At 65.3% G+C, this 13,869-nt stretch carries 16 protein-coding genes and 1 pseudogene; 12 read left to right on the top strand and 5 right to left on the bottom strand.

Annotation, left to right across the window (positions count from 1 at the left end; all coding sequences use genetic code 11):
- Nucleotides 1-4 precede the first annotated feature (4 nt).
- Nucleotides 5-1,078, bottom strand: coding sequence for a DUF7282 domain-containing protein (locus tag BM167_RS02255; RefSeq protein WP_092888131.1), 1,074 nt, complete (start codon nt 1,076-1,078; stop codon nt 5-7).
- Nucleotides 1,079-1,342: 264 nt separating this feature from the next.
- On the opposite strand from BM167_RS02255, the gene BM167_RS02250 reads away from it, so the two are divergent.
- On the top strand, nt 1,343-1,873 hold the full coding sequence (locus BM167_RS02250) for a 50S ribosomal protein L16 (RefSeq protein ID WP_092888127.1): 531 nt from the start codon (nt 1,343-1,345) through the stop codon (nt 1,871-1,873).
- 111 nt (nt 1,874-1,984) lie between these two features.
- Nucleotides 1,985-2,863: an ATP-grasp domain-containing protein gene (locus BM167_RS02245; protein ID WP_092888124.1), complete on the top strand. Its 879-nt coding sequence runs from the start codon at nt 1,985-1,987 to the stop codon at nt 2,861-2,863.
- A 50-nt stretch (nt 2,864-2,913) separates the two neighbouring features.
- On the opposite strand, the gene BM167_RS02240 is transcribed toward BM167_RS02245, so the two are convergent.
- A complete protein-coding gene (locus BM167_RS02240) occupies nt 2,914-3,276 on the bottom strand; it encodes an Hsp20/alpha crystallin family protein (protein ID WP_092888121.1) in 363 nt (120 codons plus the stop codon).
- Nucleotides 3,277-3,620: 344 nt separating this feature from the next.
- Here BM167_RS02240 and gap point away from each other — a divergent pair, with 344 nt between their 5' ends.
- Together gap and BM167_RS02230 are read left to right on the top strand one after the other, a co-directional pair.
- Nucleotides 3,621-4,673 (top strand): type I glyceraldehyde-3-phosphate dehydrogenase, encoded by a 1,053-nt coding sequence (gene gap, locus BM167_RS02235; protein ID WP_092888118.1) that lies wholly within the window; start codon nt 3,621-3,623, stop codon nt 4,671-4,673.
- A 129-nt stretch (nt 4,674-4,802) separates the two neighbouring features.
- Nucleotides 4,803-6,014, top strand: coding sequence for a phosphoglycerate kinase (locus tag BM167_RS02230; protein ID WP_092888115.1), 1,212 nt, complete (start codon nt 4,803-4,805; stop codon nt 6,012-6,014).
- 9 nt (nt 6,015-6,023) lie between these two features.
- Here BM167_RS02230 and BM167_RS02225 read toward each other — a convergent pair whose 3' ends face one another.
- Nucleotides 6,024-6,302, bottom strand: a complete 279-nt coding sequence (locus BM167_RS02225) for a hypothetical protein (protein WP_092888112.1) — start codon at nt 6,300-6,302, stop codon at nt 6,024-6,026.
- A gap of 106 nt (nt 6,303-6,408) precedes the next feature.
- On the opposite strand from BM167_RS02225, the gene BM167_RS02220 reads away from it, so the two are divergent.
- Entirely contained in the window at nt 6,409-6,897 is a 489-nt protein-coding gene (locus BM167_RS02220; protein WP_092888109.1) for a metallophosphoesterase family protein, read from the top strand.
- A 7-nt stretch (nt 6,898-6,904) separates the two neighbouring features.
- On the opposite strand, the pseudogene BM167_RS18935 reads toward BM167_RS02220, so the two are convergent.
- Both BM167_RS18935 and BM167_RS02215 read right to left on the bottom strand, forming a co-directional pair.
- A pseudogene (locus BM167_RS18935) lies at nt 6,905-7,204 on the bottom strand (hypothetical protein); the annotation flags it as partial.
- Nucleotides 7,205-7,225: 21 nt separating this feature from the next.
- Nucleotides 7,226-8,302 carry a type II glyceraldehyde-3-phosphate dehydrogenase gene (locus BM167_RS02215; protein ID WP_092888106.1) on the bottom strand — a complete coding sequence of 359 codons (1,077 nt, stop codon included), beginning with the start codon at nt 8,300-8,302 and terminating at the stop codon, nt 7,226-7,228.
- Nucleotides 8,303-8,493: 191 nt separating this feature from the next.
- Here BM167_RS02215 and BM167_RS02210 point away from each other — a divergent pair, with 191 nt between their 5' ends.
- The 7 genes from BM167_RS02210 (at nt 8,494) to BM167_RS02180 (ending at nt 13,816) form a co-directional block, all read left to right on the top strand.
- Nucleotides 8,494-9,444 carry an aminopeptidase gene (locus BM167_RS02210; RefSeq protein ID WP_092888103.1) on the top strand — a complete coding sequence of 317 codons (951 nt, stop codon included), beginning with the start codon at nt 8,494-8,496 and terminating at the stop codon, nt 9,442-9,444.
- 168 nt (nt 9,445-9,612) lie between these two features.
- Nucleotides 9,613-10,263 carry an HVO_0476 family zinc finger protein gene (locus BM167_RS02205; protein WP_092888100.1) on the top strand — a complete coding sequence of 217 codons (651 nt, stop codon included), beginning with the start codon at nt 9,613-9,615 and terminating at the stop codon, nt 10,261-10,263.
- A 119-nt stretch (nt 10,264-10,382) separates the two neighbouring features.
- A complete protein-coding gene (locus BM167_RS02200; RefSeq protein ID WP_218153755.1) occupies nt 10,383-10,799 on the top strand; it encodes a DUF7522 family protein in 417 nt (138 codons plus the stop codon).
- 150 nt (nt 10,800-10,949) lie between these two features.
- Nucleotides 10,950-11,588 carry a protein-L-isoaspartate O-methyltransferase gene (gene pcm / locus BM167_RS02195; protein WP_092888097.1) on the top strand — a complete coding sequence of 213 codons (639 nt, stop codon included), beginning with the start codon at nt 10,950-10,952 and terminating at the stop codon, nt 11,586-11,588.
- A gap of 43 nt (nt 11,589-11,631) precedes the next feature.
- On the top strand, nt 11,632-12,627 hold the full coding sequence (locus BM167_RS02190) for a class I SAM-dependent methyltransferase (protein ID WP_092888094.1): 996 nt from the start codon (nt 11,632-11,634) through the stop codon (nt 12,625-12,627).
- Between the two features lie 21 nt (nt 12,628-12,648).
- Nucleotides 12,649-13,401 carry a protein-L-isoaspartate O-methyltransferase family protein gene (locus BM167_RS02185; RefSeq protein ID WP_092888091.1) on the top strand — a complete coding sequence of 251 codons (753 nt, stop codon included), beginning with the start codon at nt 12,649-12,651 and terminating at the stop codon, nt 13,399-13,401.
- 133 nt (nt 13,402-13,534) lie between these two features.
- On the top strand, nt 13,535-13,816 hold the full coding sequence (locus BM167_RS02180; protein ID WP_092888088.1) for a YgaP family membrane protein: 282 nt from the start codon (nt 13,535-13,537) through the stop codon (nt 13,814-13,816).
- The last annotated feature ends 53 nt before the right edge of the window (nt 13,817-13,869 follow it).

Below are 13,869 nucleotides of genomic sequence, written 5' to 3'. Positions count from 1 at the left end.
GTCGTCAGCGGTCGTCGTCGCCGTTTCCGTTATCGTCGCCGTCTCCGTTATCGTCGTTTTCGTCGTTTCCGTTGCCTTTGCCCTTGTTGCCGTCTTCGTACTCGTCTTTGTCGTCGACGACGGCCACGAATCCGAGGTCGACGACGGCCTGTCCGTTTTCGACGAACGGTCCGTCGTCCCCGCCGCCCGAGGCGACGAAGTCGTACGTCTCGTCGCCGTCGGTTTCGCGGTGCGGCATCGGGATGAGCGGTTGGTCCGACTGGAGTCTGTGTTTCTCGAAGTCCGCGCCCTCGACGTCGAACAGTTCGATTTCGACCCGATAGTGTTCGCCCGCTTCGAGGTACTCCGAGACGCCGACGACGCTCTCCGCGGCCTCGCCGTCGAGTAGTCGGGCGTCGTGAACGGCCACGTACCCGCTCTCGGAGAGTGTGACTTCGTCGACGACTATCTCCTCGCCCTCCGTGTACTGGTTCTCGAAGTCGACGAGGGCGAACGACCCTTCGTCGTCTTCCGTCCCGGCGAGGGCCAGGTCGACGACGGGCGAACCGTCGTCGACGTACGGGCCGTCCTCGGAACCGCCCGACGTGACGAAATCGTACGTCTCGTTTCCGTTCGTGTCGAGGTGCGGCATCGCGACGAGGGGTTGTCCCTCGCTCAGACTCGTCTCCTCGTCGAACTCCGTCCCCGGGACGCCGGAGAACAGGTCGACTTCGACCGAGTAGTGGGCACCCGGAGAGAGGTACTCCGAGACGCCGACGACGCTCTCTGCGGCTTGTCCTTCGAACAGTCTGCCGTCGTGAACAGCGACGAACCCGCCCGCGGAGAGTACTGTCGCGTCGACGACGACGGTGTGTTCGCCTGCCATCTGATTGCCGAACTCGACGGTGGCGAACGGTTCGGCGTCCCCGTCGTTATCGTCTCCGCCGTCGGCGGCGACGCCCGTACTCGACGCGGCGAGGCCGACCCCCGCCAGTCCGACCGCCGACGCGGACAGGAACGTTCGGCGGGACGTCTCCGTACCGTCTCCGCCGGTCGATGCATCGCTACGTCGCGTCTCGGTATCGTAGTTCTCGTTCATTGTGGTGGCCGAAATCCGGTTCGGCTACCGTTCTTTAGGACGAACCTCACATAGGTGTTGGTAGGGTGTCATAATTTTGGATGTCACGGAAGATCGGATGGCAAGCGCGTACGTTCACGACGAGAGGAGAGTCGAGTCGCGCTCTTCGGACAGATCAAAATCGATCGAATCGGGCGCAAGATCGTGCGAGGGGGTCTCAGGCGCGGTCGGAGATGGCTTCGAAGCGCTTTTACCCCGGATGGGCGTTAATCTCCACAAGTAACTATGGCAGACAAACCGGCCTCCATGTACCGGGAGATCTCCAAGGCGGCGTACACCCGACGGGAGTACATCACGGGGATTCCTGGCTCGAAGATCGCACAGCACAATATGGGCAACCTGCAGACCGGCCCGCAGGACTACGAGGTCCAGATCAGCCTCCGCGTCGAAGAGGAGTGCCAGATTCGCCACGGTGCGCTCGAATCCGCACGTCTCTCCGCGAACCGCGTGATGCTGAAGCAGGTCGGACAGGAGAACTACAAGATGGTCCTCCGCAAGTTCCCCCACCACGTCATCCGGGAGAACAAGCAGGCGACCGGCGCGGGTGCGGACCGCGTCTCCGACGGAATGCGTCAGGCGTTCGGGAAGCCCGTCGGCACCGCCGCGCGCATCCCGCGCAACGACCGCGTGTTCACCATCTACTGCAACCCCGAGGACGCGGCCATCGCGAAGGACGCGCTTCGTCGCTCCTACAACAAGATCTCGCCGCCGTGCCGCATCGACGTCGAGAAGGGCGAAGAACTGCTCGTCGCGTAATCGCGCGACTCTTCTCCCGTCGCTTTTCCGCAGGCTCAGTTCCGGAGCGACGCCGTCGGCCGGGTTCCGGAGGCGGGTGACTTTTCGTCCGGCGGTCCCTCTCCTCGGCAGATGCTTCGACTCGCGGTGGCCACGGAACGGCAGACGTTCGAGCGCATGCGCGGCCCGTTGGGAGAGCGCGGTATCGAGGTGGCCCACCTCCCGTCGAGAGAGCGGTCGATTCGGCTCACCGAACCGCCGACGCGGGAGTTCGACGCGGGTTTCGTCTACCCGCCGCGACTGATGGAGGGCGGCGCACTCGACGCTCTCTACGACATCCCGTGGGTGAACGGCCGTCGCGCGGTGCTCACCTCGCGGAACAAAGCGGGCGTCGTCGCCGCGCTTTCGCGGGCCGGAATCCCGGTGCCCGAGACGCGCATGGTGTCGAACCCGGCCGACGAGAGCGACGTGTACGACGCCGTGGACGGACTGGAGTTTCCCGTCGTCGTGAAACCGAACTCGACGACGCGCGGCGTCGGCGTCGCGAAGGCGTCCGACGTGGACTCGCTTCTCGGCGTCGTCGACTACCTGAATCTCGTCCACGACTACCGCGCGACGGGCGACAAGTCGTATCTCGTCCAGGAGTTCCTCCCCGACGCGCGCGACTACCGCGTCATGGTCGTCGACGGAACCGTCGTCGGCGGCGTCGAACGCCGACTGTCGGCGGCGGCCCTAGAGGAGGGGCGCTGGAAGCACAACGTCCACCGCGGCGCGAGTGCGGTCGGTATCGACGTGCGACCCGAACACCGGAGACTGGCGGCGTCCGTCGCGGAGACGCTCGATATCTCCTATCTCGGCGTCGACCTGTTGGAGACGGGAGCGCGGACAGTCGTCTCGGAGACGAACGCCCGCCCGACCATCGACGACGCCGCAAAGTACGAAGACGGGTTCTGGGATCGGCTGGCGGCGACGATACGGGAGACTGCGGGCGTCGAAGACTGTCGAGACTGACGGGTGAGGGGAAGAAGAATCGAACGGGAAGACGCCTCGAACGGCGTCGGTTACTCGACGTCGATGGGCGCGGAGTCTTCGGTCTTCTGGAACGTCACTTGGAGGACGCCGTTGTTGAAGGACGCGTTCGCGGAGTGTTCGTCCACTCGGACCGGGAGTCGAATCCGTTCGTCGAACTCGCGGCGGTCGCTCGCAGCGCTGATAGTGAGCATCTCGCCGTCGCACTTCAGATCGACAGCGTCCTTCTCTACGCCCGGTAGGTCCGCGACGAGTCGGATAGCCTCGCCCTCGTCGAAGACGTCGACGTGGGTCTCCGAGGCGAACCCGGTGGAGTCACCACCGGTCATCTCGTTCATCATCCGTTCGATCTCGTCGAAGATATTGTCGAACGGATCGTCGCGTTCATCTCTCATGCATCGGTCCATTGGGCGTTTTAGCTCAAAAGCCTTCTCCCCCGTTACGAGAGACCGACCGAACCTCCCGGCGAGAACCGCCGCGACACCGGTCGCGAGACGAACGGCGACTCTCCCGTGCGGGCCGGTGCGTTGTTCAGTTGTGACTGATGCCGTGACCGAATGTGATCGGACACGAACAGTCACGGTCGAGTTCGAGCGTCGTTCGGCCTCCGCGAGCGTCGAATTCTCCATCATCGTTTGACGCAGTTGCGGTAGAACCTCCACGAGAAGCGATAATTCGGACGTTCGGGGGTGAAATCGTTACACAGGGTTTCAAGTATCCGCACCACCACTACTCGAACATGAGTGAAAAGTCGTATCTCGGCGCGGGGACCGACGTGGACGAGTCGGACGTCGTGCGAGTCGGACTGAACGGCTTCGGTCGCATCGGTCGCAACGTGTTCCGCGCGGTGATGGACCACCCGAACGTGGAACTCGTCGGTATCAACGACGTGATGGCGTTCGAGGATATGGAGTACCTCGCGAAGTACGACACCGTTCACGGCCGCCTCGACGAGGTGTCTCTCGACGGCGAGAAACTCGTCGCGGGCGAATCGTCCGTCCCGGTGTTCAACGTCCAGAGTCCCGCCGAACTCCCGTGGGACGAACTCGACGTGGACGTCGCTCTCGAATGTACGGGCATCTTCCGGACGAAGGAGGACGCCTCCGCGCACCTCGACGCCGGAGCGGACAAGGTCGCGATCTCCGCGCCGCCGAAAGGTGACGAACCCGTCAAACAGATCGTCTACGGCGTCAACCACGACGAGTACGACGGCGAGGACATCGTCTCGAACGCCTCCTGTACCACGAACTCCATCTCTCCGGTCGCGAAGGTTCTCGACGACGAGTTCGGCATCGAGAACGGTCTCCTGACGACGATTCACGCCTACACCGGCAGCCAGAACCTCATCGACGGCCCGAAGGCCAAGAAACGCCGCGGCCGCGCGGCCGCGGAGAACATCGTCCCCACCTCGACGGGCGCGGCGCAGGCCACCACCGAGATTCTGCCCCAACTCGACGGCAAACTCGACGGGATGGCGGTGCGCGTTCCGGTCCCGAACGGCTCTATCACGGACTTTACCTTCTCGCTCGACGCGTCGCCGTCGGTCGAAGAGGTCAACCAGGCCTTCCGCGACGCCGCCGACTCGGGCCCCCTCGCGGGCGTTCTCGGCTACACGGACGACGAAGTCGTCTCCTCGGACATCGTCGGCCTGCCGTTCTCCTCTACGGTCGACCTCCAGTCGACGGATTCGGTCAACGACGGCGGCCTCTACAAGGTCCTGACGTGGTACGACAACGAGTTCGGCTTCGCGAACCGGATGCTCGACGTCGCGGACTACGTCACGAACGACTGAGGCGACTCCCGCACCCTCGTCTGCGCCGATTCACTCATCGGACCGCACGACGGCGTGCGACCGACCGACGTTCAGCGTGCAGACGAGAGTATGAAGTAGCCGCTCTTCGATATCCAACTCACTAGACAGATGTCCACGTTCAAGACGCTCGACGACCTCGAATCCGGACAGCGAGTCCTCGTTCGCCTCGACCTGAACTCCCCGGTCGAAGACGGACGAGTGCAGGACAATCGCCGTTTCGACCGTCACGCGACGACGGTCCGAGAACTGATGGAGGCGGGCCACCGCGTCGTCCTGATGGCCCACCAGGGCCGCCCCGGCGACGACGACTTCGTCTCCCTCGAACAGCACGCGGATATCCTCGCCGAACACGTCGGCCGCGACGTCGGCTTCGTCGACTCCACGTACGGCGAGTCCGCGGTCGAAGCCATAGAGTCGCTCGAGGAGGGCGAGGCGCTTCTGTTGGAGAACACGCGGATGACCGACGACGAACTGCCCGAGGAGTCGCCGGAGGCGAAAGCGGAGACGGAGTTCGTCGGGACGCTCGCGCCGCTTTTCGACGCGTACGTCAACGACGCGTACTCCGCGGCCCACCGGTCGCACGCCTCTCTGGTCGGCTTCCCCCTCGAACTCCCCGCCTACGCCGGTCGGGTGATGGAGACGGAGTACGAGGCCAACACCGCCATCGCCTCCCGCGAGTTCGACGGGCGGGTGACGATGGTCGTCGGCGGGACGAAGGCGACGGACGTCATCGACGTGATGAACAACCTCGGCGACACCGTCGATAGGTTCCTTCTGGGCGGTATCGCGGGCGAACTGTTCCTCCGCGCCGCGGGCCACGACGTGGGCTTCGACGTGGCGGGGATGGACCTCTTCGACGACCAGTGGGAGGCGAACCACGGGACCATCGAGTCGCTCTTAGACGACCGCGGCGACCAGATAACGCTCGCCTCCGACCTCGCGTACGAGGGCGAGGACGACGAACGCGCCGAGATAGCCGTCTCCGACATCGACGAGAAAGACCGCGGCTACCTCGACGTCGGGTCCGACACCGTCTCGGAGTACGACTCGGTCATCCGCGACTCCGAGGCCGTCTTCGTGAAGGGTGCGCTCGGCCTGTTCGAGGACGAACGCTTCTCGAAGGGCACCGTGGGCGTCCTCGAAGCCATCGCCGAGACTGACTGTTTCTCCGTCGTCGGCGGCGGCGACACCTCCCGCGCCATCGAGATGTACGGCATGAGCGAGGACGACTTCGGCCACGTCTCCATCGCGGGCGGGGCGTACATCCGCGCGCTGACGGGCGAACCCCTCGTCGGCGTCGAAGTGCTCTCGCGGGACTGAGAGACGGGACTACGCGGACGCGCTCTTTTCGGCGAATACTCCGGCGGCCCCGTCGAGCAACAGCGTCGTGCCGAACGCGAAAACTGCGAGCGTGAAGAGTGCGCCCAGAGCGTCGCCGGGCGGAAAGTTCCCCGAGGCCCTGACCGCGAGCGTCTGAATCGCGCTGAACGACGAGATTCCGACGAGGACGGCACCGAAGAAGACGCTTCCGCGGTCACCGCTCGCGACCACGAGGATACTGGACTTCGACGGGTTCGTCGGGGTGTCGGTGCCACCGTCGTCGGTCACGGACGTACCTCCGTGTTGCCGTCCGAGAGGGACATAGTGCCGACAGTGAGTTCCCATCACATAAGTGTCCGCTAAATTTGATACGTGAAGCCGCCGAAGCACGGATATGAGACTCGGCATCTGCTCCGACACGCACGACAACTTGGACCTCGCGCGCGGCGCGGTCGAACTGTTCGAGGGAGACGGCGTTGACGCCGTGATTCACTGCGGCGACATCGTCTCGCCGTTCACCGCGAGCGTCTTCGACGCCGACTTCGACTTCCACGCCGTCCGCGGCAACAACGACGGCGAGTGGAGCCTCCAGAACGCCGTCTCGTCGTTCGGCACCTACCACGGGGAGGCGGCGGAACTCTCGTTCGGGGGGACCGACGTCGCCGTCTACCACGGGACGAACGAGGCGTTAGTCGAGGGGTTACTCGAACGCGACGCGTACGACTACGTGTTCCGCGGCCACACCCACGAACGGGTCGAAAAAGAGCGAGAGGGGACGGTCCACGTCAACCCCGGCGGCCTCCCGATTCCGGGGGCCGACGACGCGTACCACGTCGCCACGCTGGACACCGACGCGGACGACCTGACGTTCCACGAGGTGTAGAACAGAGTCAGGTCCCGGGGAGGATGTCGCCGAGTGCCGCACCGATGCTCATCGGGACGAACGCGACGACGACGTCCGCTATCGCGAGTCCCGGCGTCGCCCACTCGACGCGCCCCAACCCGGTCATAAGCGCCGCCGCGGTGACGAACGAGACCCCCAACACGCCGACGAGTCGACGGGGAACGACGTCGCCAGACTACGTCTGGCGGGCCGCCGAACGGAGTTCGGCGACGCCGAAGATGGGGTTACTGACGCGGACGTCTTGGATGTCGGCGACGTAGAGGATGCCGACAACCATCCCGACGGCGAAACGAAAACGGCTCGTCGGTCAGTCGTCGGCCGGTTCCGCCTCCACTTGGTCGTCCTCGCGGCCGGCCCCCGAGGGGTCGCTCGGAACGCCGATGCCGACGTGTTTGTCGGTCCGGCGCATGCTCTCTCTTTTGTCCGCCACGTCGAGCATCGCGCGGATGGCGTCCACGTTTTCGGGGATGACGTCCGACTCCTGGTGGATGGCTTGAAACAGGTACATGTCGCGACCTTCGACGGCGATGGACTCGCCCCAGACGCAGTTCTCCCAGAGGTCGCCGCGCGGGCGGCCCGCGTCGAGTGCGAAGTCCTTCAGTTTCCCCGCGCCGTCGATGCCGAGGCCCTCGGGGATGACGTAGACGCGATTCTCGTCTTCGAGGAGTTGCCGGACGTGCGCGGCGGTCACGTCGGATTCGAGGGTGACGTTGAGGCTGTGGACGTGCATCAGCGTCGCCGGTACCTTGAGTCCGAGCGTGTCGATAGAGAGGTCCGGGAAGATAGTCTGCACGTCGGGGCCGTGGTGGCTCGGAATCCCTATCGGGTTCGGGAGGATGTCGTTTATCGGACCGCGGGAGTTCTGCGCCGGGTCGCCTCCGCGGCGGACCAGCGTCGCGCGCACCTTCTCGACGCCGTACTCCTCTTGGAGGGGCGCGACGATGCGCGAGAGGCCTGTCGTGTTACAGGAGACGACGCGGGTGTATCTCGCGCCGACCGCTTCGTCGAAGTTCGCGCGAGCGTTGAAGCTCACGTCTGCGATGTCCGCCGACTCGCCGCCTTGGAAGATGGCGGGCGTGTCGTGCGATTCGTACAGCGATTTGTTCTCCGCGCCGATACCGGAGGGCGTGCAGTCGACGACTACGTCCGCGGCGGCGACGAGTTCGTCCACGACACCGGCGATTTCGATGCCGTCCTCCGAGAACAACGGGGCGCGTTCGGGGATGGCGGCGTACATGTCGTATCCGCGCTCGACGGCGGTGTGGGCCTCGAAGTTCGGCTTGGTCTTCGCCACGCCGACGAGTTCCATGTCGGGCTGAGAATCGACCGCGTCAGCGACGCGCTTGCCGATAGTTCCGTAGCCGTTGACTCCGACTTCTATCATTACGACTGACTCGATTGGGGAGAGCAATAGTTATTTCGGCGCATACGGAGGAGAAATTAACTCCGGCGCGAGTAACGAGGCCGATTTTCGCGACCACGAGTAAGTATTCAGGACTATCATACAGTCGTCCGTTCCGACCGACCGGGCGGCGATGGGAACGCCTAACCTCGCGGGCGGTGCAAACGAGAGCTATGAGCGACAACGAGATGCGGGCCGCCGCGGAGACGGCGGTGCGTCAGTGTATGGCACTCGACGGCGAGGAGTCCTGCGTCGTCGTCACCGACGACGAACGACTCCCCATCGGGGACGCACTCTACGAGGCGGCGCGGTCGGTGACGGAGGACGCGACGTTGCTCCGGTACCCGCCGGGGACCCAACACGGCGAGGAACCGCCCGCGCCCGTCGCCGCCGCGATGGCCGAAGCGGACGTCTTTCTCGCGCCGACGACGAAGAGCCTCAGTCACACTCGCGCCCGCGGCGACGCCTGCGATGCGGGTGCGCGCGGCGCGACGCTTCCGGGCATCACGGAAGAGGTGTTTCTGACCGGACTCGACGCCGACTACCAGTCCATCGCCTCGCACTCGCTTTCGGTGTTAGAGCAGGTCAACGACGCGACGGAGGTTCGCGTCACCACGAACCGAGGCACCGATATCGTCTTCGAACCCGGCGACAGGGACTGGCTCTCGGACACCGGCATCGTCCACGACGCGGGCGGATTCTCGAACCTCCCCGCGGGCGAGGTGTTCGTCAGCCCGGAGAGCGCAAACGGCACGTACGTGGTGGACGGGACGATGATGCCGCACGGACTCCTCGACGACGGCGAGGAACTCCGCTTCGAGGTAGAGGACGGCTACGTGACCGACATCTCGGACGACGGCGTGCGCGAACAGGTCGAGGCGGGCGCGGAGGACGTCGGCCGGGACGCGTACAACCTCGCGGAACTCGGCATCGGGACGAACGTCGGCGTGACCGACCTCGTGGGCTCTGTCCTCTTAGACGAGAAGGCGGCGGGTACCGTCCACGTCGCCATCGGCGACGACGCGGGCATCGGCGGCGACACGGACGCGCCTCTGCATCTGGACGGTATCATCAGAGACCCGACCGTGTACGCCGACGGCGAGGAAGTGGAGCTTCCCCGATAGACGAACGGGCGAAGCCCGTGAGTCGGGAGAGGTCCCAGACCTGCCGCAGGCGTAGCCACCTCGTCCGAGAACCCGCCCCGCCGTCGCGTCACCGCGACCCACGGGGCGGTGTCACGCGCCCGGTGGCGGAAGGGCGACTTTTTACGGCGCGGTCGGTTAGACGGGTGTATGAGTACGCCACAGGACCGCGTCGCAGTCGCGTGTCCATCCTGTTCGCCCGAGGAACCGACCGTCCACGAGGTGTTGAAGCCGGGCGGCCACGCCACCGTTCGCTGTACGGAGTGCAGCCACGTCCACAAAGTCCGAATCGAAGAGGAAAGAGAGGTCCAACGGGACGTCATCGTCTCGCAGGACCAAGAGTCGTTCAAGACCACCGCGGACGCCCCCGCAGAGGAGACGATAGCCGTCGGCGAGGAGTTCATCGTGGACACCGAAGAGGCCATCATGCTCGTCCGCATCACCGGCCTCGAAGTCGGCCCCGAACAGCGGAAAGAGTCCGCGACAGTCGAGGACGTGACGACCATCTGGACCCGCGCCGTCGACAACGTCTCCGTCAACGTCACCGTCAACCCGAAGGACGGCAAACACGACGAGACGCGGAGTTTCAAGATTCACGTCCCCGGCGACTACGAGTTCGTCGTCGGCGACACCGAGAAGTTCGGCGACGAGGAGTTCACCGTCAAGGCTCTCCACGTCCGCGAGGACGCGCCCGAGTACCGCCACGGGAAACTCGACCACACCGGCGACATGGTGTACGCGAAAGACGTGAACCGACTGTACGGTCGCGACCAGACGTCCACCGCGTGGTCGGTCTGGTAACACGCGCAATCGTTCGTTCGGTTCGCTCGCGACGGAACGGCCGGTAGGTGGGTGCGAACACCCTCTTACGGGGATTCGATTTCTGAAGAGTGATATTCTCTGACGGCGATTAGGACGCTATGCCACGAGAATCTGCGAACCGTCTGGTGGATTTTCTCGAAGAACAAGCGGGCGAACATCTTCGCGGTGCGATTCACTACTCCGGAGACGAGTACGTCTCGCTCTACATGCGAGACGACGTAGACGCTCTGTATCCGCCCGAGAAGATGAGCGAGTTGGTCGCGCATTACCGACAGGAGAACCACGATCAAACCGTCAAAGAGCCGTTCGACCTCGGAAACAAACACTGTACGGTGAGCTTTTACGACGACGCGATTCTGTTCCACTTCACGCAGGGGGACGAAATCGGGACGGTGATCACCCTCGAACCGGAAGCGGGTCGAAATATTGTCGGGTTCATCACGGAGTGTCTGAAACAGCTCCATTACAACTCTCCACAAGAGATAACGAGCGCACCGAGATGGTTGAGAGACTGATTTTCTCGACCGCGATACGATCTGTCTCTTGCAGTTACGTGGCCTGTAACAGCCCGTAGATGCGGTGGATTCGCGCCGTGAACTGAGCGAGAGAGCGCCGCCTTCAGAACGGGCGCAACATTCGACTGCGTCTGAGCCCTACGATACCGCATGGCAGACGACAGAACCGACGAGCGACTGGAACTCGTCGAACGACTCGAACGGCGCGGCCACGTCGAGAATCCGAGGACGCTCGACGCCCTGCGGGTGGTGCCGCGCCACGAGTTCGTCCCGGAGGGGTCCCGACGCTCCGCGTACGCGGACCGACCGCTCTCCATCGGGCGGGGACAGACCATCAGCGCCCCGCACATGGTCGGCGTGATGGCCGACCGCTTGGACCCCGACCCGACGGACCGCGTCCTCGAAATCGGGACCGGGTGCGGCTACCACGCGGCGGTGACCGCCGAACTCCTCTCTGAGGGCCACCTCTACAGCGTCGAGTACGAACCGGAACTGGCCGAACGCGCCCGCGAAACGCTCGCGGAGTTGGGGTACGACGACGTCTCGGTCCGAACCGGCGACGGACACGACGGGTGGTCCGAGCACGCGCCGTACGACGGCGCGTACCTGACGTGCGCGCCGCCCTCGGTGCCCGACGCCGTCATCGAACAGGTCGAACCCGGCGGCGTCGTCGTCGCGCCCGTCGGGACGGGTCGTCAGCGACTCGTCACCATCGAAAAGCGGTCCGACGGAACGGTGGACAGAACGGACCACGGCGGCGTCAGGTTCGTCACGATGAGCGGCGGGTAGGGAAACCGGGCGGACTTTGCCCGTCGGGGGCCTCTTCGACACCATGCCGACCCGAGACAGTTCGTCGCACGACGTGGAGGAACTCCTCTTACTGTGGGCCGCCCGCCGGAGCGGCCTCCTCGAGGCGATTCTCGACACCGCCGGGACGCCACGCGAGGCGGCCGCGGAGGCGGGCGTGACCGAAGAGGCGGCGGTCGTCGTCGTCGAATCGCTCGCCGACCTCGGGTTCGTCCGCGACGTTGTTTACGAGCAACGCTCGTCAGCCCGCCAGACGCAGTCTGGCGACGGCGGCGAGTACGAGATTACGAACCGCGCGCTCGGATTTCTCGCGAAGCGAGACGTTCGGTCCATCGGCCGCCTGCCGCACGCGTTGGACCTGCTGGACTGTTGGACCGCCCTACCGGAGACGATGGCGACGGGCGACGCCCCCGACCTGCCCGCAGACTGGACCCGGAACCGCCTCGGGGCGCACGCCGCGACGGAGGACGCGGTGGTTCGCGCCCGCGTCACCGCCGCGGTCCGCGAACGCCCCGACGCGGAGCGAGTGGTCGACCTCCTCGGCGCGTCGGGGGCGTACGCGACGGAGTTCGCCGCGCGGGGGTTCGAGACGACGCTCGTAGACGACGACGCCTGCGTGGACGCCGTCGAACAGATGGTGCGTCACCGCGGCGTCCGAACCGTCGCCGCAGAGGTGCCCGAAGAGTTCGGCCTCGACGACGAGGCGTTCGGACTCGCGTTCGCCGCGGACGCGACGAGCGCACTCGACCCCGCGGAGAACCGCGCGCTCTGCGCCGCGGCGTTCGATGCCCTCGAATCGGGCGGGGTCTTCGTCATCGTGGACGCTCTCCGCGACGGGTCGCCGGAGGCCGTCGCCGCGCGGATGCGCGCCCTCGGCGTCGGACGGGGCGACGCCTACCCGGAGGCGACCTACCGCGAGTGGTTGACCGACGCCGGATTCGCGGATGTTGCTTGTAAATCCGTGCCGGGAGACCGCAGGACGGCGGTGGTCGCCCACCGGCCGGAGCGTGCGGTTGATTAGGACGCATCTCCGAGAGCGAGTATGGATACCGCCGCATTACGCGAGGACATGGTCGATAGCATCGAGCACTCGATGGACGTCGACGAGTCCGTCAGCCTCGCGATGCGAACCGTCCCCCGACACTCGTTCGTCGAGGAGACGCCGTACAACAACCGAGCCTCCGACTACGAGGGGACGACGGTACTCGCCCCCGATTTGGCCGCGCGACTGCTGTCTGCGCTCGACGTGAGAGAAGACGACGAGGTGTTGGTCGTCGGCGCGGGCGTCGGATACACCGCCGCCGTCGTGGCCGAACTCGCGGACGCAAAGCGAGTCCACGCGATAGACATCGACCGCCAACTCGTCTACGCCGCGCGGTCGAATCTCGAAGACGCGGGGTACGGAGCCGTCCTCGTTGACCGCCGCGACGGGGCCGACGGCCTCCCCGAGTACGCGCCGTTCGACCGCATCCTCGTCGAAGCGGCCGCCATCAGTCCCCCGCGGACTCTCGTCGGGCAGTTGTCCGACGACGGCCACCTCGTCATGCCGATGGGCGGGCCCGAACAGACGCTCGTCTCCGTGGACCGAGAGGGCGACGTCGTGGAGAAACACGGCCCCGTCGCCTTCCGACCCCTCCTCGTGGAGGGCGAACAGCACACCGGTCCGGTGCGAAACCGCACCGAACGGGAGGACGCCGAACACGCCGAACCCGACTCGGGGTACTTCGCGCCCAGCGGGTGGGAACAGGAGTGGATAGACTGGGACGAACGACTCAGCGGACGGCGGCGTCGATAGCCGAGCCTCCGACAGAGGGTCCCAGATAGAGAGGCTCGTATCCGGATGTCCGACGTATCAGGTTCTTTTGCGACGAGAAACGTCTACGCAGCTTATCTCTCAGGGAGGCGTACTACTGAGCGGTGAAGTACATATGCAAAAGAACGTCGGCGGATACGACCGAATCGCTCGGCTCGTCGTCGGCCCCGTCCTCGTAATCGTCGGTGCCGCGATGGTGGCGGGACTCGTCACAGTCGCGACCGGAATCCTCGGAACGGTCCTCGCGGGAGGTGCCCTCCTCGTCGGGGCAGTGTTCGTCGTCACGGGGATGACGCAGAAATGCCCCCTCAACCGGGCGCTCGGTCTGAACACGCACCGCGACGAGGACACCGAGCAGAAAGAGACGGCCGACCGGATGGCGGGCCGTCCGAACTGACTTTTTGTACTGTCACGGAGACGTTCTTGGACGGACGCGACCCGCGATATGCG

Origin of the sequence: Halopelagius inordinatus (assembly GCF_900113245.1) — an archaeon.
GTDB classification, from domain to species: Archaea; Halobacteriota; Halobacteria; order Halobacteriales; family Haloferacaceae; genus Halopelagius; species Halopelagius inordinatus.
Note: the sequence above shows the minus strand (reverse complement) of the source record. Positions and strands in the feature narration are given on the sequence as shown.

What these genes read in the sequence shown, in the direction of transcription:
- BM167_RS02255 (WP_092888131.1), bottom strand. Translation starts at nt 1,078, where the DNA reads ATGAACGAGAACTACGATACCGAGACGCGACGTAGCGATGCATCGACC.
- BM167_RS02250 (WP_092888127.1), top strand. Translation starts at nt 1,343, where the DNA reads ATGGCAGACAAACCGGCCTCCATGTACCGGGAGATCTCCAAGGCGGCG.
- BM167_RS02245 (WP_092888124.1), top strand. Translation starts at nt 1,985, where the DNA reads ATGCTTCGACTCGCGGTGGCCACGGAACGGCAGACGTTCGAGCGCATG.
- BM167_RS02240 (WP_092888121.1), bottom strand. Translation starts at nt 3,276, where the DNA reads ATGAGAGATGAACGCGACGATCCGTTCGACAATATCTTCGACGAGATC.
- gap (WP_092888118.1), top strand. Translation starts at nt 3,621, where the DNA reads ATGAGTGAAAAGTCGTATCTCGGCGCGGGGACCGACGTGGACGAGTCG.
- BM167_RS02230 (WP_092888115.1), top strand. Translation starts at nt 4,803, where the DNA reads ATGTCCACGTTCAAGACGCTCGACGACCTCGAATCCGGACAGCGAGTC.
- BM167_RS02220 (WP_092888109.1), top strand. Translation starts at nt 6,409, where the DNA reads ATGAGACTCGGCATCTGCTCCGACACGCACGACAACTTGGACCTCGCG.
- BM167_RS02215 (WP_092888106.1), bottom strand. Translation starts at nt 8,302, where the DNA reads ATGATAGAAGTCGGAGTCAACGGCTACGGAACTATCGGCAAGCGCGTC.
- BM167_RS02210 (WP_092888103.1), top strand. Translation starts at nt 8,494, where the DNA reads ATGAGCGACAACGAGATGCGGGCCGCCGCGGAGACGGCGGTGCGTCAG.
- BM167_RS02205 (WP_092888100.1), top strand. Translation starts at nt 9,613, where the DNA reads ATGAGTACGCCACAGGACCGCGTCGCAGTCGCGTGTCCATCCTGTTCG.
- BM167_RS02200 (WP_218153755.1), top strand. Translation starts at nt 10,383, where the DNA reads ATGCCACGAGAATCTGCGAACCGTCTGGTGGATTTTCTCGAAGAACAA.
- pcm (WP_092888097.1), top strand. Translation starts at nt 10,950, where the DNA reads ATGGCAGACGACAGAACCGACGAGCGACTGGAACTCGTCGAACGACTC.
- BM167_RS02190 (WP_092888094.1), top strand. Translation starts at nt 11,632, where the DNA reads ATGCCGACCCGAGACAGTTCGTCGCACGACGTGGAGGAACTCCTCTTA.
- BM167_RS02185 (WP_092888091.1), top strand. Translation starts at nt 12,649, where the DNA reads ATGGATACCGCCGCATTACGCGAGGACATGGTCGATAGCATCGAGCAC.
- BM167_RS02180 (WP_092888088.1), top strand. Translation starts at nt 13,535, where the DNA reads ATGCAAAAGAACGTCGGCGGATACGACCGAATCGCTCGGCTCGTCGTC.